General features: G+C 66.7%; 18 protein-coding genes. 13 read left to right on the forward strand and 5 right to left on the reverse strand.

Annotated features, from left to right (window positions below; genetic code table 11):
• The first annotated feature begins 93 nt into the window (after positions 1-93).
• The 9 genes from AM586_RS11110 to AM586_RS11150 all read left to right on the forward strand — a co-directional run bounded on the left by AM586_RS11110 (position 94) and on the right by AM586_RS11150 (position 13174).
• Positions 94-894, forward strand: a complete 801-nt coding sequence (locus AM586_RS11110) for an ABC transporter permease (RefSeq protein WP_047821863.1) — start codon at positions 94-96, stop codon at positions 892-894.
• A complete protein-coding gene (locus AM586_RS11115; protein WP_047821861.1) occupies positions 894-2114 on the forward strand; it encodes an ABC transporter ATP-binding protein in 1221 nt (406 codons plus the stop codon). The genes AM586_RS11110 and AM586_RS11115 overlap by 1 nt, the downstream gene beginning before the upstream one ends.
• A complete protein-coding gene (locus tag AM586_RS28580; RefSeq protein WP_197416362.1) occupies positions 2111-3508 on the forward strand; it encodes a bifunctional 2-polyprenyl-6-hydroxyphenol methylase/3-demethylubiquinol 3-O-methyltransferase UbiG in 1398 nt (465 codons plus the stop codon). Before AM586_RS11115 ends, AM586_RS28580 begins: the two co-directional genes overlap by 4 nt.
• Positions 3492-7262, forward strand: a complete 3771-nt coding sequence (locus tag AM586_RS11125) for a glycosyltransferase (protein WP_047821859.1) — start codon at positions 3492-3494, stop codon at positions 7260-7262. Before AM586_RS28580 ends, AM586_RS11125 begins: the two co-directional genes overlap by 17 nt.
• Entirely contained in the window at positions 7259-9004 is a 1746-nt protein-coding gene (locus AM586_RS11130) for a DUF6311 domain-containing protein (RefSeq protein WP_156328082.1), read from the forward strand. The genes AM586_RS11125 and AM586_RS11130 overlap by 4 nt, the downstream gene beginning before the upstream one ends.
• Positions 8967-9908: a glycosyltransferase family 2 protein gene (locus AM586_RS11135; protein WP_047821858.1), complete on the forward strand. Its 942-nt coding sequence runs from the start codon at positions 8967-8969 to the stop codon at positions 9906-9908. Before AM586_RS11130 ends, AM586_RS11135 begins: the two co-directional genes overlap by 38 nt.
• Positions 9895-10293 carry a GtrA family protein gene (locus AM586_RS11140; RefSeq protein WP_162600539.1) on the forward strand — a complete coding sequence of 133 codons (399 nt, stop codon included), beginning with the start codon at positions 9895-9897 and terminating at the stop codon, positions 10291-10293. The genes AM586_RS11135 and AM586_RS11140 overlap by 14 nt, the downstream gene beginning before the upstream one ends.
• Positions 10283-11332, forward strand: coding sequence for an acyltransferase (locus AM586_RS11145; RefSeq protein WP_047821854.1), 1050 nt, complete (start codon positions 10283-10285; stop codon positions 11330-11332). The genes AM586_RS11140 and AM586_RS11145 overlap by 11 nt, the downstream gene beginning before the upstream one ends.
• A 135-nt stretch (positions 11333-11467) precedes the next feature.
• Positions 11468-13174: a histidine kinase famiy protein gene (locus AM586_RS11150; RefSeq protein ID WP_047821852.1), complete on the forward strand. Its 1707-nt coding sequence runs from the start codon at positions 11468-11470 to the stop codon at positions 13172-13174.
• Between the two features lie 48 nt (positions 13175-13222).
• Here the strand turns inward: AM586_RS11150 and AM586_RS11155 are convergent, their stop codons facing one another.
• Entirely contained in the window at positions 13223-14689 is a 1467-nt protein-coding gene (locus tag AM586_RS11155; RefSeq protein WP_047821850.1) for a DEAD/DEAH box helicase, read from the reverse strand.
• Positions 14690-15061: 372 nt separating this feature from the next.
• On the opposite strand from AM586_RS11155, the gene AM586_RS11160 reads away from it, so the two are divergent.
• Positions 15062-15718, forward strand: coding sequence for an EF-hand domain-containing protein (locus tag AM586_RS11160; RefSeq protein ID WP_060567103.1), 657 nt, complete (start codon positions 15062-15064; stop codon positions 15716-15718).
• Positions 15719-15721: 3 nt separating this feature from the next.
• On the opposite strand, the gene AM586_RS11165 is transcribed toward AM586_RS11160, so the two are convergent.
• The gene (locus tag AM586_RS11165) at positions 15722-16456 is read right to left on the reverse strand and encodes an anti-sigma factor (RefSeq protein ID WP_047821848.1); all 735 of its coding nucleotides are present in this window, start codon (positions 16454-16456) and stop codon (positions 15722-15724) included.
• A complete protein-coding gene (locus tag AM586_RS11170; RefSeq protein WP_047821846.1) occupies positions 16453-16950 on the reverse strand; it encodes an RNA polymerase sigma factor in 498 nt (165 codons plus the stop codon). The genes AM586_RS11165 and AM586_RS11170 overlap by 4 nt, the downstream gene beginning before the upstream one ends.
• 94 nt (positions 16951-17044) lie before the next feature.
• Here AM586_RS11170 and AM586_RS11175 point away from each other — a divergent pair, with 94 nt between their 5' ends.
• Both AM586_RS11175 and AM586_RS11180 read left to right on the forward strand, forming a co-directional pair.
• Positions 17045-18331, forward strand: coding sequence for a S8 family serine peptidase (locus AM586_RS11175; RefSeq protein ID WP_082439757.1), 1287 nt, complete (start codon positions 17045-17047; stop codon positions 18329-18331).
• Between the two features lie 105 nt (positions 18332-18436).
• Complete coding sequence (locus AM586_RS11180; RefSeq protein ID WP_052233205.1) at positions 18437-19249, forward strand: hypothetical protein; 813 nt, start codon at positions 18437-18439, stop codon at positions 19247-19249.
• 43 nt (positions 19250-19292) lie between these two features.
• On the opposite strand, the gene AM586_RS11185 is transcribed toward AM586_RS11180, so the two are convergent.
• The gene (locus tag AM586_RS11185) at positions 19293-19910 is read right to left on the reverse strand and encodes an LON peptidase substrate-binding domain-containing protein (protein WP_047821844.1); all 618 of its coding nucleotides are present in this window, start codon (positions 19908-19910) and stop codon (positions 19293-19295) included.
• Positions 19911-19952: 42 nt separating this feature from the next.
• Positions 19953-20435 (reverse strand): hypothetical protein, encoded by a 483-nt coding sequence (locus AM586_RS11190; RefSeq protein ID WP_229411026.1) that lies wholly within the window; start codon positions 20433-20435, stop codon positions 19953-19955.
• Positions 20436-20565: 130 nt separating this feature from the next.
• On the opposite strand from AM586_RS11190, the gene AM586_RS11195 reads away from it, so the two are divergent.
• Positions 20566-22842, forward strand: coding sequence for a CHASE domain-containing protein (locus AM586_RS11195; protein WP_047822090.1), 2277 nt, complete (start codon positions 20566-20568; stop codon positions 22840-22842).
• Position 22843 lies beyond the last annotated feature (1 nt).

Raw genomic sequence — 22843 nt, forward strand, 5'->3', positions numbered from 1 at the left:
TTATAATCGCCGACTTGTCATCGGGCGTTTGCCCGATCCGGAAGCGCTCCGCGCTGCTCCGATTCCTGATGTAATGATCGAGTCCGTACACCTATGATTTCCCGCTCAATGCTGGGTGGCGTCTGGCGCTACCGTGGTTTCATCACGGGTAGCGTACGCCGCGAATTCCAGGCCAGATACCGCAATTCCCTGCTCGGCGCCGCGTGGACGATCCTGAATCCGCTCGCGATGATCGTCGTCTATACCGTCATCTTCTCCCAAGTGATGCGCAACCGCCTGCCGGGCAACGCCGGCCAGTTCGCATACAGCATCTACCTGTGCGCGGGCGTGCTGACCTGGGGCTTGTTCGCCGAGATCACCACGCGCGGCCAGAACGTCTTCATCGAAAACGCCAACCTGATCAAGAAACTGCAGTTCCCGCGCATCTGCCTGCCGATTATCGTGCTGCTGAATTCCTTGCTGAATTTCGCCATCATCTTCGGCCTGTTCAGCGTGTTCCTCGTCCTCAGCGGCGCCTTCCCCGGCTGGACCTTCCTGGCGCTGCTGCCCGTGCTCGCCGTGCAGCTCCTGTTCTCGATCGGCCTGGCGATGGTGCTGGGCGTGCTGAACGTATTCTTCCGCGACGTCGGCCAGTTCTTTAACATCGTGCTGCAGTTCTGGTTCTGGTTCACGCCGGTCGTGTATCCGGTGACGGCCCTGCCGAAGGAGATCCGCGCCCTGCTGGTGCTGAATCCGATGGCCGCCGTGGTGCAGTCCTACCAGGACATCCTTCTGAACGGCCAGGCGCCGGCCTGGGGCAGCCTGCTGCCGGTCACGCTGCTGGCATTGCTGCTGTGCGCGTTGGGCATGCACCTGTTCCGCAAGCGTGCGGGTGAAATGGTGGACGAACTGTAATGGGCGCGATCAAAGTCGATAAACTGGGCAAGGCCTACAAGCAGTATGGGAACCGCTGGAGCCGGCTCGCCGAGTGGATCCTGCCGGGCAACCGTCCGCGTCACAAGCTGAAGTGGGTGCTGCAGGACATCAGTTTCCAATTGGCGCCGGGCGACGCCGTGGGCATCATCGGCATCAACGGCGCCGGCAAGAGCACCCTGCTCAAGCTGATTACCGGCACGGCGCAGCCGAGCACGGGCAGCGTGTCGATCATGGGCAGCGTGGCCGCCCTGCTCGAACTGGGCATGGGTTTCCATCCCGACTTCACCGGTCGCCAGAATGTGTACATGGCCGGCCAGCTGCTGGGAATTGCGCTGCACGAGATCGACGAGCTGATGCCGAAGATCGAGTCGTTCGCCGAGATCGGTGACTACATCGACCAGCCGGTGCGCGTGTACTCGTCGGGCATGCAGATGCGCCTGGCCTTCAGCGTGGCCACGGTGCGCCGGCCGGACGTGCTAATCGTCGACGAAGCGCTGTCGGTGGGCGACGCCTATTTCCAGCACAAGAGCTTCGATCGCATCCGCGAATTCCGCAAGCGCGGCACGACGCTGCTGATCGTCAGCCATGACCGCGCCGCCATGCAGTCGATCTGCGACCGCGCGATTCTGCTCGACGGCGGCCGCCTGGCCAAGCAGGGCACGCCCGAGGAAGTCATGGACTATTACAACGCCCTGATCGCGGAACGCGAAGGCAGCACCGTGGAACAGGTCGTGACGCCCGAAGGCAGGGTCCAGACCACTTCCGGCAACGGCCATGCCAATGTGATCGAGGTGGCGCTGGAGAACGAGGAGGGCCGCGTGCTCGAGATGCTCAATGTCGGCGTGCCGGCCACGCTGCGCATCCGCGTGAAGGTCAACCAGGCCTTGCCGCGCCTGGTGCTGGGCTACATGATCAAGGACCGCCTGGGCCAGCAGATCTTCGGCACCAACACGCACTACCTCGACCACCCGCTCACCGAACTCGCCGCGGGCGAAACCATCGACTACCGCTTCCACTTCCCGCTCAACCTCGGGCCCGGCAGCTATTCGATCACGACAGCCCTGACCAGCAACGAAACCCACCTGGCCGACAACTACGAATGGCGAGACCTCGCGGCCATCTTCACGGTCGTGAACATGAACCGCCGCGAGTTCGTTGGCAGCAGCTGGCTGGAACCGCAAGTGGAGATCCGACGTTGAACCAGACCCCGCCGAATCAAGTTTCTTTCTACCGCGCCTTCGAAGACCGCTACCGCGGAGCGCGACACACGATCAAGGACCGGCTGCGCGCCTATACGCCATTCACCGCCCCGCTGCTGCAGCTCGGCCGTCCGGCCGTCGCGCTCGACCTCGGCTGCGGCCGCGGCGAGTGGCTGGAGCTGCTGGGCGAAACCGGCTTCGAAGCCAAGGGTGTGGACCTCGACGAAGGCATGCTGGAAGCCTGCCGTGAACGCGGCCTGGATGCGAGCCACGGCGACGCACTGGCTGCGCTGCGCGCCCAGCCGGACGACAGCCTGGCGCTGGTATCGGCCTTCCACCTGGTCGAGCACCTGCCCTTCAACCTGGTACAAGAACTGATTGCCGAGGCATTGCGCGCGCTGCGGCCGGGCGGCCTGCTGGTCATGGAAACGCCGAACCCGGAAAACCTGACGGTTGGCGCCACCAGCTTCTACCTGGATCCTTCGCACCTTCATCCGCTACCCCCGGGCCTGCTGGGCTTCGCGGCCGAGCATGCGGGTTTCGCGCGCCAGCGCATCGTGCGGCTGCAGGAGGACCCTCACCTGCACGCGGACGCTCAGGTGGGCCTGATCACGGTGCTCGAAGGCGTCAGTCCCGACTACGCCGTGGTTGCGCAGAAGACAGCCGCGCCTGAAGCGCTGGCGCCCTTAGACGCCGCCTTCGCGACGCCATGGGGCATCACGCTCGGCCAGCTGGCGCAGCGCTATGAAGAACGGCTTGCCGCCCAGCACGCCGAGATCCACCGGATCCTGGCGCGCATCGAGCTGCACGGCTCGCAGCTGGCCGGCGAGCAGGCCCGCACTGACCGGCAGCTAGACGTGCTCCACGGGCAGCTGGGCGACACGCACCGTCAGCTGGGCGACGCGTACCGGCAGCTGGGCGAGCTGCACCAGCTGATGGACGAAGTGCGCCAGCATTCCGGTCGGCAGGACGAGCGCATCGCCCACGTCGAGGCGCACGCGGCCGAGATGTCGCAGCGCGTGGTCGACCTGCTGTCGAGCACTTCGTGGCGCATTACCGAGCCCTTGCGACGCGTGATGGCGCTGGTGTACCGCCTGCGCAATGCCCGGCGCGAAGGCCGTCTCGGCAGCGCCGTAAAGTGGCGCGCCAAACACCTGGTGCGGCGGACCGGCGGCGCGGTGCTGCGCCGTCCCGCCATGAAGCGCGCTGCGCGCGTCGTGCTGCGCAAGATGCCCGCTCTGGAAGCGCGCCTATATGCGCTCATGCTGAACAACAGCGAGGCCACGCGCGTGGTGCTGGAACCGGAACCGGACGAACTGTCGCCGCGCGCGGCGCGGGTGTACCGCCAACTGAAAGAGGAACAAGCAAGGATGAACAATGCGGATCGTCATTGACCTTCAGGGCGCGCAGTCCGAAAGCCGCTACCGCGGCATCGGCCGCTATTCGCTCGGGCTGGCGCTCGGCATGGCGCGCAACGCCGGTAGCCACGAGGTATGGCTGGTCCTGAACGCCGCCCTCGGCAATGCCATCGAGGACATCCGCCAGGCCTTTGCAGGCCTGGTGCCGCCGGAGCGTATTTGCGTGTTCGACATCGCCGGCCCGACTGCCGAGGCGAACCGCCACAACGCGCCGCGCGCGCGCGCCGCCGAGCTGGTGCGCGAGTACGCGATTGCCCAGCTGCGGCCGGACGCGGTGGTGATCACCAGCCTGTTCGAAGGCTACGTGGACGATGCCGTGGTATCGGTCGGCCGCTTCGCCGATGGCGCCGCGACCGCCGTGGTGCTGCACGACCTGATCCCCTACCTGAACCCGGAACAGTACCTGGCCCAGCCGGAACAGCGCAGCTACTACGAGCGCAAGATCGCCTCGCTGCGCCGTGCCGGCCTGCTGCTGGCAAACTCCGAGCATTCGCGCCAGGAAGCGATTGGCGCGCTGGACTTCGAGCCGGCGCGGATCGTGACGGTGTCGACGGCCGTGGACGAGCGCTTCCATCCGGCCGCCCTGGAACCTGAGCGGCTGGCTGCGCTGCGCGAGCGCTTCGGCATCGCGCGTCCGTTCGTCATGTGCGCGCCGGGCGGCTTCGATTCGCGCAAGAACATCGACGGCCTGGTCGCGGCCTGGGGCATGCTGCCGGCGCCGCAGCGCGCGGCACACCAGTTACTCATCGCCGGCAAGATCAACGATGGCGAGCGCCAGCGCCTTGCGGAGCTGGCGCGCCGCCATGGACTTGGCGCGAATGAACTGGCGCTGACCGGCTACGTCAGCGATGCCGAACTGATCGACCTGTACCGCAGCGCGGCGCTGTTCGTGTTTCCTTCACTGCACGAAGGCTTCGGTTTGCCGGTGCTGGAAGCGATGGCCTGCGGTGCATTGGTGATCGGCGCCGACAGCACCAGCATCCCTGAAGTCATCGGCAATCCTGAGGCCTTGTTCGATGCCCGCCAGCCGGCTGCGATCGCGGCCAGGATCGCCGAGGTGCTCGGCGCCCCGGCGCTGCAGGCGCGCTTGCGTGAACACGGCGCCAACCAGGCCCGCAAGTTCAGCTGGGACCACAGCGCAAGCCGCGCGATCGCCGCACTGGAAGCGAACGTGGCGGCGCGCGCCGGGGCGGCGGCGCCTGCCGGCGCGTTGGCGCCGGCCCGGCCGCGCATCGCCTTCCTGTCGCCGCTGCCGCCGGAACGCACCGGCGTCGCCGACTATGCGGTGCGCGTGCTGCCGACCCTGCTGCCCCACTTCGACGTCGAACTGATCGTGCACCAGCCCGAGGTGACGCTGCCGCCGGAACTGGCGCACCTACCCCGGCATCCGCTCGACTGGCTCGACCAGCATCCGGACCGCTATGCCCACATCGTCTACCAGTTCGGCAACAGCCCCTTCCACAGCCACATGATCCCGCTGCTGCAGCGCCATCCGGGCGTAGTGGTGCTGCACGATTTTTTCCTGAGCAGCATGCTCTCGTATGAGCAGATCACCGGTGCGATGCCGGGCGCGTGGACCCGCAGCCTGCTGCATTCGCACGGCTATGCCGCGGTGCAGGTCAGTCTGGCGCCAGGCGGCGTCGACCGCGCCAAGGAAGACTACCCATGCAACCTGGAGATCCTGCAGGACGCATCGCACGTGATCGTGCACTCCGAATATGCGCGCCGGCTGGCGCGCGACTGGTATGGCCCGGAGGCCGGCCGCGACTGGAGTCCGGCGCAGCTGCCGCGCGCCGCGCCGCTCGAAAACGACCGCGCCGCGGCCCGTCGCGCGCTCGGCATCGCCGACGACGCCTTCCTGGTCTGTAACTTCGGCTTCGTCGCGCCTACCAAGCACTGCCTGGAGCTGCTGCAGGCCTGGCTCGCATCGAGCTTGCAACACGACGCCCGCTGCCACCTGGTATTCGTCGGCGCCAACCATGGCGGGGATTACGGACGCCTGCTGACCGACACTATCGACGCTGCGGGCGCCGGCAGGAACGTGAAGATCTCGGGTTGGACTTCGGACGACGATTATTTCCGCTACCTGCAGGCGGCCGACATCGGCGTCCAGTTGCGGACCAGTTCGCGCGGCGAAACCTCGGGCACGGTCCTCGACTGCATGATCTACGGCCTGCCGGTCATCATCAATGCCAACGGCGCCATGGCCGAATTCCCGCACGATGCCGTCTGGATGCTGCCGGATGCGTTCAGCCAGCCACAGCTGGTTGAAGCGCTCGAGACGCTGCGCGCCGACGATGCCCGCCGTTTGGCGCTGGGCGCCGCCGGATTCGCGCTGATGGGCACCCGCAACAGCCCGGAACGCGTAGGCCTGATGTACAAGGAGGCCCTGGCCGCGGATGCCTTGAAACAGCGCCAGGGCGGCCCCGCCCTGCTGCGCGCGCTGCTGCGGACCCCCGGCCTCGAATCCGACGACGACATGCTGCAGCGACTGGCACGCTGCGTCGCACGCGCGCCCGACCCGCTGCAGCCGCGCCAGCTGCTGCTGGACGTGACGACGATCGCACGTCATGACCTGAAGACCGGCATCGAGCGCGTGGTGCGCAACCAGCTGCTGGAACTGCTGCAGCTGCGCGCCATCGGCTACCGTGTGGAACCGGTGTACCTCGACACCGCCGGCGGACAGCCGCAGTATCGCTATGCGCGCAACTATGCCGCTCGCCTGCTCGGCATCGAACAGGTGCTGGAGGGCTCGGATCCGGTGGTGGACGTTCTGGCCGGTGACATCTACTACTGTGCCGATCATTCGCCGCATGCGGCGATGGAAGCGGCCCGGAGCGGCCTGTACGCGGCCTGGCGCGCACGCGGCGTGAGCATCAACTTCGTGGTGTACGACCTGTTGCCGGTGCTGCGCCCGGAATTCTTCCCGCCCCGTGCCGACGTCACGCATGCGGCCTTCCTCGACTGCGTGGCAGGTGAAGCCGACCGCTTCATCTGCATCTCGCAGGCGGTATGCGACGACCTGGCCGCCTGGCTCGATACACGTGATGCGCCGCGCCGCGCCGGCCAGCTGCTGACGGCCCTGCACCTAGGCGCCGACCTCGAACTCGAGCAGCCGCACGACACTGTCGAATCGCCGCTGCTGCAGCAGGTTCGCGCCCGCCCCAGTTTCCTGATGGTCGGCACCATCGAACCGCGCAAGGGCCACCTGCAGGCGCTGGAGGCCTTCGAACGGCTCTGGGCTGCGGGCGTAGACGTAAACCTGGTCATTGTCGGCCGCGAGGGCTGGAAACCATTGCCCGATGCCGACCGTCGTACCCTGCCGCGCATCATGGAGCGCCTCCGCGGCAGTACGGAATTGGGCAAGCGCCTGCTGTGGCTGGACGGTATCGACGACGACACCCTGCAGCAGGTTTACCTGGCCAGCACCTGTCTGCTATTCCCGAGCGAAGGCGAAGGTTTCGGCCTGCCGCTGATCGAGGCCGCCCACCACGGCCTGCCGCTGCTGGCGCGCGACCTGCCCGTGTTCCGTGAAGTAGCCGGAGAGCATGCGCATTATTTTGCGGGGCTTGATAGCGAGTCGCTGGCCGCCGCCGTGCGCGAATGGCTTCGTCTGCATGCCGGTGAACGCCATCCCGCGCCCGGTGGGATGACCTGGATGACGTGGGCGGAGCAGGCCCGCGCACTGCTGGCCCTGCTGACCGCGCCGCGCAGCGAGCGCACGACATGAGCCGCCTGTACCGTACCGGCTTGGCAGCGCCCCCAACGCCCCTGGCCCGGCGCGGCGGCGCCCTCCTGCCCTGGCTCGGGGCGGACGGTGTACTGGGACTGGTAGTGGCCGCGTGCCTGGGCCTCGGCTTCGCCTTGTGGCTCTACAAATATCCCATGCTGCGGGGAACGGCGCCATTCTGGTGGCGCGAGGATGCCGACATCACGCAATATCTGGCGGGATTCAATGCCTTTGTCCACGAACCATGGCATTGGCCGCTGCTGCGCATCGATTCACTAAACACGCCGGACGGCACGCTTGCCACCTTCCTCGATACGATTCCGCTGTATGCGATGTTCCTCAAGCTGGTGCACCCCGGCGCCGGCTACTGGAATCCCTATGGCCTGTGGATTGCGCTGTGCTTTGCGCTGCAGGGCGTCGGCGCATGGTGGATCTGTCGCGAAGCAAGGCTGCGCAACTGGGCTGCGCTGGTGGCCCTGGCCCTGCTGCTGGCCGCGTTTCCTGCGCTGACCCGACGCATTCCCCATACCAGCCTGATGTCGCAATGGCTATTGCTGTTCGGTCTGGCGGTCTACCTCCGCAGCGGCCGTCTGGGCCGGATCGCCACGGGATCATGGGTTGTCCTGCTGAACTGCGCCTTCTACATCAACATCTACCTGTTCGCAATGACCTCGGCCTTGTTCGCTGCGGACGTGCTACGTGAACTGCTGCGCACGCCGTACAAGCGCAGCAGCATCGTGCGCGCCTTGCTGGCTCCGCTTGCCGTCTATGGGGTGCTGTTCGCTACCATGCTCGTCACCATGCTGCCGCTGCCGCTCGGCGCGGGCAATGGCGAATGGGGCTTCGGTTACTACTCCATGAATCTGCTGTCCCCGCTGAACGGGGGTCAACTACTGCATTTTGAGCATCCGGAATCCCAGCCCGGCCAGGGTGAGGGACACAATTACCTGGGCATCTTTTTGCTGTCGCTGACGTTCTTCGTGTACAAGCTGCGCCAAGCCCACGACTGCCACTTCCTGCGTCGGCACTGTGCACTGCTGGGCGTGCTTGCAGTGCTGACGCTGTATGCGCTGTCGAATCGTGTCTACCTTGGCGAGACGCTGGTCTACACCTTGCAGCTGCCGCAGCAGCTGGACGGCGTGACCTCGACCTTCCGCTCATCGGGACGGTTCTTCTGGCCGGTGGGATATGCGATCGTCGTCTTCACGGTACTCGGCCTGGTACGCCACTTGAAAGCCGGCCAGGCAGCCGCCGTGCTGATGGTTCTCTTGTTGCTGCATTTCTGGGATCTTCAGCCGCACAACGACCGCGTTCGCGCCGAGATCGCGCAGGCCAGTGGTCACTCCATCAATGCGGCGCAATGGGAAGCGTTCCTGGGCACCAAGGTACGGGCACTGCATTACTATCCGCCTTTCCATTGTGCGCCGACCTCCCCGTCGGCCGCGCTGTTGCCTACGATGGCTTATGCGGTCAGGCACGGTTATTCGATGTCCACCGGGTATATCGCCCGGGCGGTGAAACCCTGCACTGGCTACGCCGCAGATATCATGAACTTGCCGGCAAACACCGCCGTCGTCTTCGACAAACAGGTCTTTACCCGTCAGGATGCCGCAGAGCAGCTCATGGGCGCCAATGCGACCTGCGCCGACATGCAGATCGTGTTTTTATGCCGTCGTGATATCACTAATTTAGACAAAAAAATCCATGAAAAAATTAGTCTCGTTGGTCGCACCTTTTTATAACGAATCGGGCAACGTTCTGGAGTTTTTCAGGCGTGTTGCCAGTATCGCAGACAGCTTGCCGCAGTACCGCTTCGAAGTCATCGCCGTCAATGATGGCAGCCGCGATAACACTTGGGCGGAACTGCTCGAGGCGAAAGAACGCTACCCGTGGACGCACTTGGTCGATTTGTCGCGCAATTTTGGTAAGGAAAATGCCCTGACGGCCGGACTGGATCGCGCCAAGGGCGACGCGGTAGTGCCGATCGACGCCGACCTGCAGCATCCACCAGAACTGCTTGAACAGATGCTGGCCCAATGGGAACAGGGCGCCGAGGTGGTGCTCGCACGCCGGACAGACCGTCAATCTGACGGCAAGCTCCAGAAGCTCTCCGCTGTTTCCTTCTATCGCTTTCATAACAAGATTTCGAATGTGCAGGTGCCGATGGATGTCGGCGATTTTCGCCTGATGGACCGGCGTGTCGTCGAGGCCTTGCACAAACTGCCGGAAAACCACCGTTTCATGAAGGGCTTGTTCGCCTGGGTCGGGTTTCGCACGGTAACGATCCCATATGTCCATGCTAATCGTCATGCAGGAGTGTCCAGCTTCAATGCCTGGAAGCTGTGGAACCTGGCCCTGGAAGGCATTACCAGTTTCTCGACCGCGCCACTGAAGGTCTGGACCTATGTCGGACTAAGTGTCTCGGCCTTGGCGCTACTGTACGGCATCGTGATCGTCGGTCGAACCATGATTCACGGCATCGATGTACCGGGCTATGCTTCATTAATGGCGAGCGGTATGTTCTTGGGCGGTATCCAGTTGATCGGTATTGGGGTGCTTGGGGAATATGTTGGACGCATCTATCACGAGGTCAAGCGCCGGCCAGTCTACCTCGTGCGTGAAGAGCATGCTCATGAAGCTTCTTGAGCAGTTGCTGGCGCGCCACCGCGCACTGATCGTCTTCGGCGCGATCGGCTTGCTGAATACCCTGCTTCATTCATGCACCGTGGTCGGCCTCGTGGAAAATGGAATCGCCGGCCCAGTGCCTGCCAACGTGACTGGCTTTGCCATCGCTAATACCTTTTCCTACTTTGCCAACTGCCGCTTCGCGTTCGGCCAGTCGCCGACCTGGAATCGCTACCGCAAGTTCCTGGCTGTGTCCCTGCTCAGCCTTGCCCTCACTGTCGGCCTGTCAACGCTGGCTGAAGCGATGCACTGGCACTACCTGATGGGTCTGCTGCTGGTATTACTCTTCGGCCCGGTGCTGACGTATGCATTACATAAGGCAGTAACTTTCCACCATGCAACCTAGCGTCATTCAAGCTTCCGCTGCGCAGCGTGACCATGGGCTGGATGGCATGCGCGTGTTCGCAACGCTATTGGTGATCACAATTCATGTTTGCGCCCAAGGATTCTTTCAGATGGGTGAACGGAACTGGTGGGCGGTCAATTGCTATGAGAGTGCGGCACGGGTAGCGGTGCCCCTGTTCTTCATGATCAGCGGCGCATTGCTGCTCCCACGAACGCATACGATCCCGACGATCGGCCGCCGCATTTGGCGCATCGCCTTGCCGTTGCTGGCTTGGTCGGTCCTGTACTTACTATGGTTCCGTCATTCGGGAGAGCATCATCGCGCCTGGCTCAACCTGGTCGCCAACGGTCCTGTTGCGGGCCACCTCTGGTACCTGTACGCTCTGGCAGGCGTGTACGTGTTCCTGCCAGTGCTGGCAGCGTTCCACCAGGCGCTACCGCTACGCGAACAGGTGTTCTGCCTGGTGTTCTGGTTCGTTGCAGCCAGCCTGGTACCGCTTGAAATCTCGTTGACGGGACAGAGGGTGCTCGGCGTCGACTGGGCGGCGCTCCCGCTCTATCCAGGCTACATGGCTCTCGGCGCCATGCTATACCAGCGCCTGCCGCCCGTCCCGCAGCGCACCACGATTCTGCTCGCGTGGACTTCCTGGTTCGTGCTCACAGTAATGATCGCCTTGGCCACATGGTGGCGTAGTCATATCCTCGCGCACGCCGACGAAACTTTCTATGTTTATTCCAGTCCGCTGGTCGTACTGGCTTCCATACCCGCATTCATTGCGTTGCGCGCATTATGCTCAGCGGATACAAAGCCGGGCAGCCCATCGCATATTGCTGTCAAATTTTTCGCCAATGTCAGCTTCGGTGTGTACCTGACCCACGTATGGGTACTGTTCGTGCTGGGCATTTATGGCATTCACTATCGGTTCATCAATCCATGGATCGCCATTCCACTGCTGGTGCTGTTTGCCGCAGGAATTTCAGTCCTGCTTGTGCGCTTGCTACAGGCAATGCCCGTGATTCGCGCCATCGTGCCGCGCTGATACCGGTCGCAGCATGCCACCTTAGTTTGGCCGTGAATCGGTGCGCTCACGAACGGAACACCTGACCTGCTGCTGCCAAACTATGGAAATAAACACGGCTGAAGGAAGCTGAGCCGTCCATTTTCCAAGGAACACATGGCGACCGGTAGCAACAAAGAGGGAAGGCTGGAGAAGCCGCTCGACCAGCAGGGCGGCGGCCAGAGCGCCGGCGTACCCGCCGAGGGCGAAGTCGAAGGCAATGCCTATTCGCCGCTCGGCAATCCCGGCGTCCAGCACTGGCAAGCCACCTTCATCAGCCAGGACGGCCTCCAGGACCGCGGCAACATCTTCTTCGCCGCCGTCGAGATGACGCGCATGCCGATGACCGTCACCGATCCGCGCCAGCCCGACAACCCGATCGTGTTCGCCAACGGCGCCTTCTTCGACCTCACCGGCTACAACAACGACGAAGTCATCGGCCGCAACTGCCGTTTCCTGCAGGGGCCGCAGACCGATCCCCGCACGGTGGACGAGGTGCGCAAGGCCGTCTCGGAAGAACGCGCGGTCGCGGTCGACATCCTGAACTACAAGAAGGACGGCAAGGCCTTCTGGAACGCCCTGTTCATCGGCCCCATCTTCGACAAGGACGGCAAGCTGCTGTACTTTTTCGCGTCCCAGATGGACATCACCGAGCGCCGCACCACGCAGGAAGCCTACCTGCAGGCGCAGAAGATGGAAGCGATCGGCCAGCTCACGGCCGGCATGGCGCACGATTTCAACAACCTGCTGCAGGTCATCAACGGCAACCTCGAAGTCGCCCTGGTCACCCTGGAGCGGCCGGACATGGCGCGCCAGCAGCTCGAGCGCGCCCAGCGCGCCGCCATGCGCGCCGGCAAGCTCACCCAGCAACTGCTGACCTTCGCGCGCAAGCAGCGCCTGGAGCCGAAGCCGGTCAACATCAACAACCTGGTCGTCGATTTTTCCGAGATGCTGGTGCGCACCCTGGGCGGCAAGATCGAGCTGCGCCTCGACCTGCGGCCCGGCCTGCCAGTCTGCATGCTGGACCAGACCCATCTCGAGATGGCCCTGCTTAACGTCCTGATCAATGCGCGCGACGCCATGCCCGCAGGCGGTGAAGTGACGGTCGCCACCTCGATCGTGCGCGGCGAGGATCGCCTGAAAGCGCATGGCCTGCCGCCCGGCACCTATATCTCGCTGTGCGTGATCGACCAGGGCCAGGGGATGTCGCCGGATGTGCTGCGCCGTGCGACCGAACCCTTCTTCACCACCAAGGGCCCCGGCACCGGGCTCGGCCTGGCCATGGTGCACGGCTTCGTGCAGCAGTCACAGGGCCGCCTCGAAATCGCCAGCCATCCAGGCGAAGGCACCAAGGTCACGATGATCTTCCCGGTCGCCGACAACGGCGCCGGCCATGGCGACGCGGCGGCGGGAGCGGGCAACGCGCCATCGGCGGACCAGGCCCGGGCCAACGCAAACAAGCCCTGCGTGCTGGTGGTCGAGGACAACGACGACGTGCGCGAGCTGGCGGAACAGGTGCTGGAGATGGAAGGCTACGCCGTACAGTCGGCGGCCAGCGGCGAACAGGCGATGGAGCTGCTGCGCCAGGACGGCACGGTCGACCTGCTGTTCACGGATGTGATCATGCCGGGCGGGATGAACGGGCTGGACCTGGTCAAGCAGGCCCGCGCCCTGCGCCCCGGCCTGCCGGTGCTGGTCACGACCGGCTACATGGACGAGCTGCCGCGGGGAGGCCGCAGCGGCGGGCTGGAGATCCTGCCCAAGCCCTATCGGCAGGAGAACCTGCTGGAACGGGTGAGGAAGGCGCTGGAGGGAAACCGCTAGCCTGATGCGTCGTTTCCCGGCAGTACCGGGAACGACGCAGCGGCGGATTTACTGCTTCGGCAGGCCGCCCAGCAAGGCCGCCAGCTTCTGCTTGGGCTTGGCCGGCGCCACCGACACGGCTTCGGCCGGGTCCTTGCGCGGCGCGGCGGCCGGCTCGTAGGGCTTGAGGAACCACGGATCGATCTTCTCGCGGCGCGGCGCGCCCGGACCGCGCGGACCGCGTTCGCTGCGCTCGCCACGTTCGCTGCGCTCGGGACGCTCGAAGCTGCGGCCGTCGCCCTCGCGGCGTACGCCGCCACGGCGCTCGCTGCTCGGGCGCTCGCCGGTGCGGCCCGGCGCGAAGCCGGTCAGCTCGCCGCGCGTGATGGTCTGCTTGATCAGCTTCTCGATGTCGACCAGCAGGCGCTCGTCCTTGTCCGAATACACCGACAGCGCATCGCCGGTCGCGCCGGCACGGCCGGTACGGCCAATGCGGTGCACGTAGTCTTCGGCGTTGTACGGCAGGTCGTAGTTGATCACGCACGGCAGGTCGGTGATGTCGAGGCCGCGCGCGGCGACGTCGGTCGCCACCAGCACGTCGATGTCACCGTTCTTGAAGGCGTCCAGCGCGGCGATGCGCTCCTGCTGGGTCTTGTCGCCATGGATGGCCGAGGCCTTGACGCCGGCCTGTTCCAGGTAGCGCGCCAAGCGCGAGGCGCCGATCTTGGTGTTCGAGAACACCAGCACCTGCTTCAGGTCACGCGAGCGGAGCAGGTGCAGCACGACCTCGCGCTTCTGCTCTTCGTCGACCTTGTACAGCACCTGGGTGATCGAGGTGTTGGTCGCATTGCTGCGCGCCACTTCGATGGTCAGCGGGTCGGTCAGGAAGCTGGCGGCCAGCTTCTTGATCTCCGGCGAGAAGGTGGCCGAGAACATCAGGTTCTGGCGCTTCTTCGGCAGCAGGTTGATGATGCGCTGCAGGTCGGGCAGGAAGCCCATGTCGAGCATGCGGTCGGCTTCATCCATCACCAGCATCTGCACCTGGCCGAGGCTGATGTTCTTCTGCTCCACGTGGTCGAGCAGGCGGCCGGGGGTCGCGATCACGATCTCGACGCCGCGGCGCAGGATCTCGGTCTGCGGCTTCATGTCCATGCCGCCGAACACGACGGTGGAACGCAGCGGCGTGTGCTGGGCGTAGGCCTTGACGTTCTCGGCAACCTGGATCGCCAGTTCGCGGGTCGGGGTCAGGACCAGTGCGCGCACGGCGTGACGGGCCGGCGACATGCTGGTATTCGCATGCGGCAGCAGGTTCTGGATGATCGGCAGCGAGAAGCTCGCGGTCTTGCCGGTGCCGGTCTGGGCTGCGCCCATGACGTCGCGGCCCTGCAGCACCACGGGAATGGCCTGGGCCTGGATCGGGGTCGGGTGGACATAGCCCTGGTCCGACAGCGCGCGCTGGATCTCAGGCGCCAGACCGAAATCGGCGAAGCGCACGGTCGGTGCGCCGCCAGCATCATTAATGGTCGATTCAGACATTTCTTCTTTCGGGCGTTACGAACCCTCCCACGGGCCTGCGACGTTTCGCGACGCTTCTGGGAGAAATTCTGCTAAACAATTGCGCTCTACGCCGGGCACGGCCCTGCATAACCAACGCGAGAAACTCCGGGGTAACGGGGACGCGCCTATGCGGCGGTGGCGGCTTGGACGGACGTAGAGATACTAAACCGCGCTCAATTTACCTCAAATCTACCCCACTGTATATGAAATCATGCGTTTTCATCGCCCGATTACCGAGGTTTCATGCACATTTGCCTTTACATTCATTTACTTGGCTTTACCTGTTCCGCCATTCTGCCGACGCAGCTCGCATCCGATAATTGATGCATTGAATCAATAAAGGATCGCACTATGGTCGCAAGCATCAGCAGCAGCACCGTGTCGAACTGGGCCGACTCGGTCTTTTCCAAGCTCGACACCAAGAACCAGGGATACATCGAAAAGTCCGACCTGCAGGCGGCCCTGTCGAAAGCGGGCGCTGCCGGTAACGGCAAGGGCGCGGTGAACGTGGACGACACCTTCAGCGCGCTCGACGGCGACAGCGACGGCAAGGTCACCAAGAGCGAACTCACTGACGCGATGAGCAAGCTGTCCGACCAGCTCAACGCCCAGTTCGATGCGTCCCGCGTCGCCCACGGCGGCCGCGGCGGCCCGCCGCCCGAGGGTCCGCCGCCCGCGGGCCAGGACGGCGGCAACGCCGGCAGCGCCGGCAGCGCCGGCAGCACCAGCAGCACCAGCACCGACTACATCGCGGCCGCCGACACCGACGGCGACGGCACGGTCAGCGACGCCGAACAGGCCGCCTACGACAAGAAGCTGGCGAGTGGCCAGGCTGACGGCAGCAGCAGCAGCAGCAGCAGCAGCAGCAGCGACTCCGCGTCCGGGGGCACCGGGCAGGCGCACCGGAAAGACCCGGCGCGCGAACTGGCGCACGCCCTGAACCTGCTGAAGGCGTATGCGGAGAATGGCGGCGGCGACAGCACCAGCAGCGTCAGCGTCGAGGCCTGAGCCTCAGCGCCCCTGCCATCCCCGGGCGCGCGCCGCGCGCTCGGCGGCGGCATCCAGCGACGCGCCGGCGATGCGCTCGTCGATCGCATCGAGCACCGCAGCCGGCATCCCGCTGCCGGCCTGGCGGTAGGCGCCGGCCGCCGCCTCCCGGTCCTGCGCCAGCACCGGAATCCGCCACGTTCCGGCTTCCCGGCACGCCAGTCCCGCGGTCGATCCCAGCGTGAAGCTGCGGCAGTACTCTCCCCCTTTTGCCACGAAACTGACACCGACCCGTACCGATCCCGCCGGCGCGTCCGCCGCCAGCTGGCGCGACAGCGCATCCGCCAGTTCGCCCCGGGCGACCAGGGCATCGCCCTGCCGGCCGAACGGCGCGGCGCCGCCCTGCAGCTGCTGCCAGCCCAGCGCGCCGGCCAGCACGCCGGCCGCCACTGATGCCGCCATTCCACCCCACTTGCGCCACGACCAGCGCGCCGGCAAGGGCCGCGCGCGCGCCGACGCCAGCACGTCCACGCGCACGTGGCCAGGCAAGCGCGCGGGATCCGCTAGCAGGCGCGCCGGCACCGGCTCGTCGAGCACACCGGCAAAGGCAGCGAAAACGTCGGCGCGCAGGGCGCGATGGCGCGCCACCGCGGCGGCGACCTGCGGATCGTCGCGCATGGCGCGCTCGACCTGCGCACGCAGTTCCGGCGCCAGTTCGCCGTCGGCATAGGCCATCAGGGTTTCGTCATCAAAGCTCATCGTTCCTTCCTTGCCCGGTCGGACAACAGTTCCTGCAGGGCTTCCCGGGCGCGGGCCAGCCGGCTGGTCAGGGTGCCGATCGGGATTTCCAATACCTCGGCCGCCTCCTTGTAGGGCAGGCCGTCCACCAGCACCAAGCCGATGACCAGGCGGTGATCCTCGGACAGCAGGCTCATTGCTTTCTCGATCGCCATCCGCTGCTGGTGCGCCGCCGCAAAGTCGTCGCCCACGTGCTCGCCCTCTTCCTCCGGCGCGAACAGCTGGTCGCGCCGCGCGCGCGAACGCACTTCGTCGATCCACGCGTTCTTCACGATGCGGAACATCCAGCTGTCCAGGCGCGTGCCCGGCTGCCACTGCTCGGCGCGGGTCAGCGCGCGCTCGACGGCAATCTGCACCAGGTCGTCGGCATCTTCACGGTGAAAGCTGATCGAACGTGCAAACCGGCGCAGGCGCGGCAGCAGGCCGGCGATGTCGTTTTCCAGGTTGTCGCTCATGGTCTACAAGACAGAACGCTTGGGGGAGGGATTTTCTTCCCTGCCCCAAGCGTTTTATTGTTCAGGTCAAACATATGCATATTATCATCCACCCATGAAACGTCTTTATGTCCTCCTGCCTATCCTGCTTTTCTGTGGCAGCGCTTCGGCCCAGCTGCGCCTGCCGTCGCTGGGACTGCCGCCCTCCCTCGGCCCGCTCGACAGCCTGCGCCGTCCGGTGCAGCAGCTGGCCGACCGCGTCGACCTGCCCGACTTGCGCGCAGTGCGCCTCGACACGGTCGGCCGGCTGCTGCGCGCGCATCCCGACGTGCTGGAAGCCGATCCGCACGGGGAACCGGTGGTGCGGGCGCAACTGCTGGCCTGGTCGCCCTCCGGCGCCGGCCTCGCGGCGGCGCGCGAAGCCGGCCTGCGCGTGCTGCGTGAAGAACGGTTCGAGGAGCTCGGCCAGAGCCTGGTGGTGCTGGGCGTGCCCGACGGCAGCGCCACTGCCGCCCTGCTGGAGCGCCTGCGCGCGCTCGATCCCGAGGGACAGTACGACTTCAACCACGTGTACACCGGCAGCGGCGTAGCGGCGCCGGCGTCGCCGGAACAGGACGCATCGTCCGCAGCGCCCGGCGCTGCGGACGGGACCGCCGCCAGGATCGGCCTGGTCGACAGCGGCGTCGACGCCGGGCATCCCGCGCTGCACGGCAGCACGATCCGGTCCTGGGGTTGCGACGCGCCCCATCCGGATGCGCACGGCACCGCGGTGGCCGCACTGATGGTCGGGCGCGACGGGCGTTTCCGCGGCGCCCTGCCCGGCGCCAGGCTGTATGCCGCCGACATCTATTGCGCCGATCCCGCGGGCGGCTCGGCCGCCCGGATTGCGGCGGCGCTCGGCTGGCTGGCGCGGGAACGGGTCGCCGTGATCAACCTGAGCCTGGTCGGGCCGCCCAACCAGGCGCTCGAACGCATGGTCGCGGCGATGGTCGCACGCGGATACCTGCTGGTCGCCGCGGTCGGCAACGATGGCCCGGCCGCGCCGCCGCTGTATCCGGCCAGCTATCCGGGGGTGGTCGGCGTCACCGGGGTCGACCGCCGCGGCCAGCCGCTGCCGGAAGCCGCGCGCGGACCGCAGGTGCTGTTCGCGGCCCCGGGCAACAATATGGTCAGCGCCAGTCCCGGCGAGCCCCCCTACCGTGCGGTGCGCGGCACTTCCTACGCCGCACCGCTCGTCGCCGGCCTGCTCGCGCCCATGCTGGCGCGTCCGGACCGCGCACAGGCGCAGGCTGCGGTGGCCGCGCTGGCGCGCCGGGCCGGCGACGGCGCCACCGTCAGCAACACCTTCGGCCACGGCATCGTCGGCGCCGAGCTGCGCATCGATCCTTCACGCCTGCGCTGAAAATTTTTTTAAATTTTTTTTCGAAGCAATGGAATAAACGGCTGAGCAGCATCGTTTTCCCTACAACGGCGGCGGACAGTCCGCGCCAACTCAAGGAGAAACGACATGCACACCAAGACCAAGACCATCGCCCGCCAGATCACCCTGATCGCTGTCCTCGGCCTGAGCGCCTCGGCCCACGCCCAACTGCTCGGCGGCGGCCGGCTTGGCGGCTCGCTCGGTGGCTCCATCGGCGGCTCGCTCGGCGGCGCCGGGCAGTTCGGTTCGATGGGCGTGCCGGTCACGCGCGTCGACGCGCTGGGCGAAGCCCGCCGCGCCACCCGCGCCGCCGACACCGAAACGCTGCGCCGTACTGCGTCGGCCGATGGCACCGCATCCGGCCAGGCGGCCGTCAACGCTGCCGCCGGCGTGACCGGCAACGCTTCCGCCGCCCTGGCGCAGGCCGGCTCGCTCACTGCCGGCGCAGGCAGCGCGGCCGATGCGGCCAGGCGCGTCCCCACCGGCGCACCGGCCGCACCGGCCGCGCCGGATGCGCAGGCAGCAAGCACGAAGCCGGCGGCACTGCCGGCTGCGCCGACCGCGCAGCTCCTGGCCGGCGGTCACGGCAACATCGACGGGAACGGCGATGCAGCGCTGGGCGGATCCGGATCGGGCGCCGGCAGGAGCGCCTCGGGCGCCTCGACGCAGGCAGTGCGCGGCGTCACCGCGCCGGTCGGCCAGGGCGCCAGGACGCAGGCTGCGGCGACCCGCGGCTACGGCGCAGCGAGCGCGGCGAACGTCAGGAACACCGCGCGCGCGACCGGCCAGGGCGCGGCCTCGGGCGCCAGCGGCGCCGGCAGCACCGGCGGCAAGGCAGGGATCAGCGCCAGCCTGGCGCTCGGCGGCAACGCTTCGGCGGACGCAAGCGCCGGCAATTAAGCGGCAAGCAGGGAATCGGGCAGCGAATCGGCGGGTATGTGGCTCAGGAAGTAATCAGCCCGTGCTCGTCGAGCACGTCATGCAGCAGTTCCAGCCGGATCATCGGGTTATCCAGCATCAGCATGTTCTGCTTCTGCTGGTTCGGCAGCGGCAGCAGTTCGCACCAGCGGTTGGCGACCCAGCCGCAATCGTCGAGGCGGAACGGCGGCTGCACCGGCCAGCGGCTTTGCGGCACGTCGTGCAGCGAGGCCAGCACGCGGTCGAGGGCGTCGGCCGCGCCCTTCAGGTCGGACGGGATCCGCACCGCGTGGTCGTCTTCCAGCAGTTCGGCCTCGGCCATCCACAAGCCGTTGCTGCGGCGCTCGCTGCCCAGCACCTGGAAGCGCGCGCCGCCGCGGCATATCACCTGCAGCAGGCCCGGGGTCGAGGCCGTGGTGTCGTGTACCGAAGCCAGCGTGCCCGATCCGACGAAGCGCTCCAGCCCCTGCGGCGTGCGCACTTCCTGTCCGTGGGTCAGCAGCACGACGCCGAATGGCGCATCCTCCGTCAGGCAATGGCTGATCATGTCGAGGTAGCGCACCTCGAAAATCTGCAGCGGCAGCACGCCATCCGGAAACAGGACCGTGCTGAGCGGGAACAGCGGTAAGGAGATCGTGGCCATGCGCGCATCATGACAGATTCGCCGCGCGGGACGGAGCACGATTCAATCGCCCGGCCCCTGCACCGGAAGCTCGCGTACGGCCTCGAACAAGAGCGCCAGGCGCCAGCGCAGACGGCTCCAGCCGGGGTCGGGTTGGGGCAGCACCCGCACCAGTACTTTCGAGGCCGGCGCGGCGTCGCAGGCGAAGGGAAAGTCGCCGGTCTGCTCGAAGGGAAGGCGCACCACGTGCCCCGGCAGCACCAGCACCTGGCCGAACACGTGCGGCGCCAGGTCGCGGTTACGCAGCAGCAGCACGTCGCGCACGCCCAGCGTCAGGCGCACCTCGGCGGGCAGCGGCGCGGGGCCGGCCTGGCCGCGCAGCACCGCCGCCCCGCGCGGGAATTCCAGCACGCGTTCGCGGGTCGGATAGTGCAGCGGCGCCAGGGCGGCCCACAGCAGTACGGCGGCCAGGCCCGCGGCCAGCGACCATTGCAGGCGGCGCAGCAGGCTGGCGGGTGGAGTGGAGTTGGAGGCGTGCATCGGCATGGTGGAATGGGTGTCATAATTGTAGCCGCGGCAACAGTAACGCGCCAATGCCGCCGACTGTTGTGCGCCTTGCCGCACCACGGACGGGTATGCTCTTGCCTACCACCACGCCTTGCCGCGTACGACCTACATGCCCCTTTCCGATCCCGCCACCCATCGCGCTTCGCCACGCAGCCCGGCTGCCGTCCCGCTGCTGCTGGCCGCGCTGATCTTCCTGGTGGCGCTGATCGTGACCTATGTCGTGGCGGACAACGTCGAACGCAGCGCCGAAAACGAACTCGAAGCCACTTTCAATTACCGCGCCCGCGACCTGTCGGCCGTACTGGTGCGCCGCATGGCGGTCTACGAGCAGGTGCTGCAGGGCACGCGCGGCTTCCTGCGCGGCTCGGTCGACGTCAGCCAGGCCGACTTCGCCGACTATTTTGCGGTCCTCAAGCTCACCGACAGCTTCCCCGGCATCGAGGCGCTGGGCATCGCCGCCATCATTCCGCCCGACCGGCTCGCCGCCCACATCGCCGCGATGCGCGCCGCCGGCTTCGCCGAGTACGAGGTCAAGCCGGCCGGCCCGCGCGACTTCTATACCTCGATCACCCACATCCAGCCCTTCGGCGGCCGCAACCTGCGCGCCTTCGGCTACGACATGTTCAGCGAGCCGGTGCGGCGCGCGGCGATGGAGGCGGCGCGCGATACCGGCGCGGCGGTGGCCACCGGCCGGGTCACCCTGGTGCAGGAAGGGGCGCGCAACGTGCAGTCCGGCTTCCTGATGTACGTGCCGGTCTACCGCACCGGCCTGGCGCACGTTAGCGAGCAGGAGCGCCGCGCCGCCATCGCCGGCTGGGTCTTCGCGCCTTTCCGCATGAACGACCTGATGCGCGGCCTGGGCGGCGAGCATGTGAGCGACCTCGAGATCGAGATCTACGACGGCAAGCAGGCGATTGACGCCGCCCTGCTGTACCGCTCGCCCGGCGCCCGGCCTGCCGGCGCCCACGCGATGTTCTCGCACGCCGAGATGATCGATACCGCCGGCCGCACCTGGCTGCTGTCGGTGCGCTCCGCGCCGCAGTTCGAGGCCACCCTCGACAAGCGCCCCACTACCGCGATCGCGGTGACCGGGGTCGGCCTGGGCCTGCTGCTCAGCCTCGTGGTATGGCTGCTGGCGACCGAGCGCCGTCGCGCGCTGCAGCTGGCGAACGGCATGACGCTCGAGCTGCGCGAATCGCACGACCGCATCGACGCCGAGCGCCAGCGCATCCGCCTGATCCTGCAGAACGCCTACGACGCCTTCCTCGCGGTCGGCCCGGACGGCCGCGTCACCGACTGGAACGCCCAGGCCAGCAAGCTGTTCGGCTGGACCGAGGAAGAAGCACTCGGGCGCGAAGCCGCCGAGCTGATCGCCGGGCCGCCATGGCGCGAGCGCTGGCGCGCCCATTTCGCGGCCTTTACCGCGCGCGGCGAATGCGCGCTGCTGGCCGGGCCGACCGAGCTGAAACTGTCGGACCGCCACGGCCGCGCCTTCCCGGTCGAGATCGCGGTCACCGCCCTGCCCTCGGACGGCGGCTTCGGCGCGATCGCCTTCGTGCGCGACATCCGGCCGCGCAAGGAGGCCGAGGAACGCGAGCACCAGCGCCAGCAGCGCCTGGTCGAAGCGCGCCTGGCCCTGCAGCGCTCGCAGAAGCTGGAAGCGGTCGGCAAGCTCACCGGCGGGGTCGCGCACGACTTCAACAACATCCTGCACATCATCAGCGCCAACGTGCAGCTCATGATGCGCAACGAGGAAAGCAGCCGCAAGCGCCTGCTCAACATCATGGACGCGGTCGAACGCGGCAAGAAGCTGGCCGAACAGCTGCTGGCCTTCGCGCGCCGCCAGCCGCTGCACCCCAGCGTGGTCAACCTGGCGCAGCTGATCGAGCGCATGGACAGCCTGCTGCACCGCGCGGCCGGCGACGCGATCCGGATCGAGTTCGCGCTGGCCGCGAAGCTCTGGAATACCCTGGTCGATCCGAACCAGCTGGAGAACGTGCTGCTCAACCTGGTGATCAATGCGCGCGACGCCATGAACAACCAGGGCCGCATCACGATTGCCGCCGACAACGTCAGGGTCGACGAAGGCAGCGAGCTGGCCGACACGCATATCCAGCCGGGCGAGTACGTCCGGGTCGCCGTCAGCGACACCGGCAGCGGGATGCCGCCGGAGGTGATGGAGCGCGCCTTCGAGCCCTTCTTCACCACCAAGCCGGAGGGCAAGGGCACGGGCCTGGGACTGTCGATGGCGCACGGTTTCGTCAAGCAGAGCGGCGGCCATATCCGCCTGGCGAGCACGCCCGGCGAGGGCACCACGGTGACCATCTTCCTGCCGCGCGCCCTGCAGGAGAAGCCGGACCCGATGTACATCCGGACCCCGCATTAAG

The sequence above is a fragment of the Massilia sp. WG5 genome, from assembly GCF_001412595.2.
Lineage (GTDB): Bacteria > Pseudomonadota > Gammaproteobacteria > Burkholderiales > Burkholderiaceae_D > Telluria.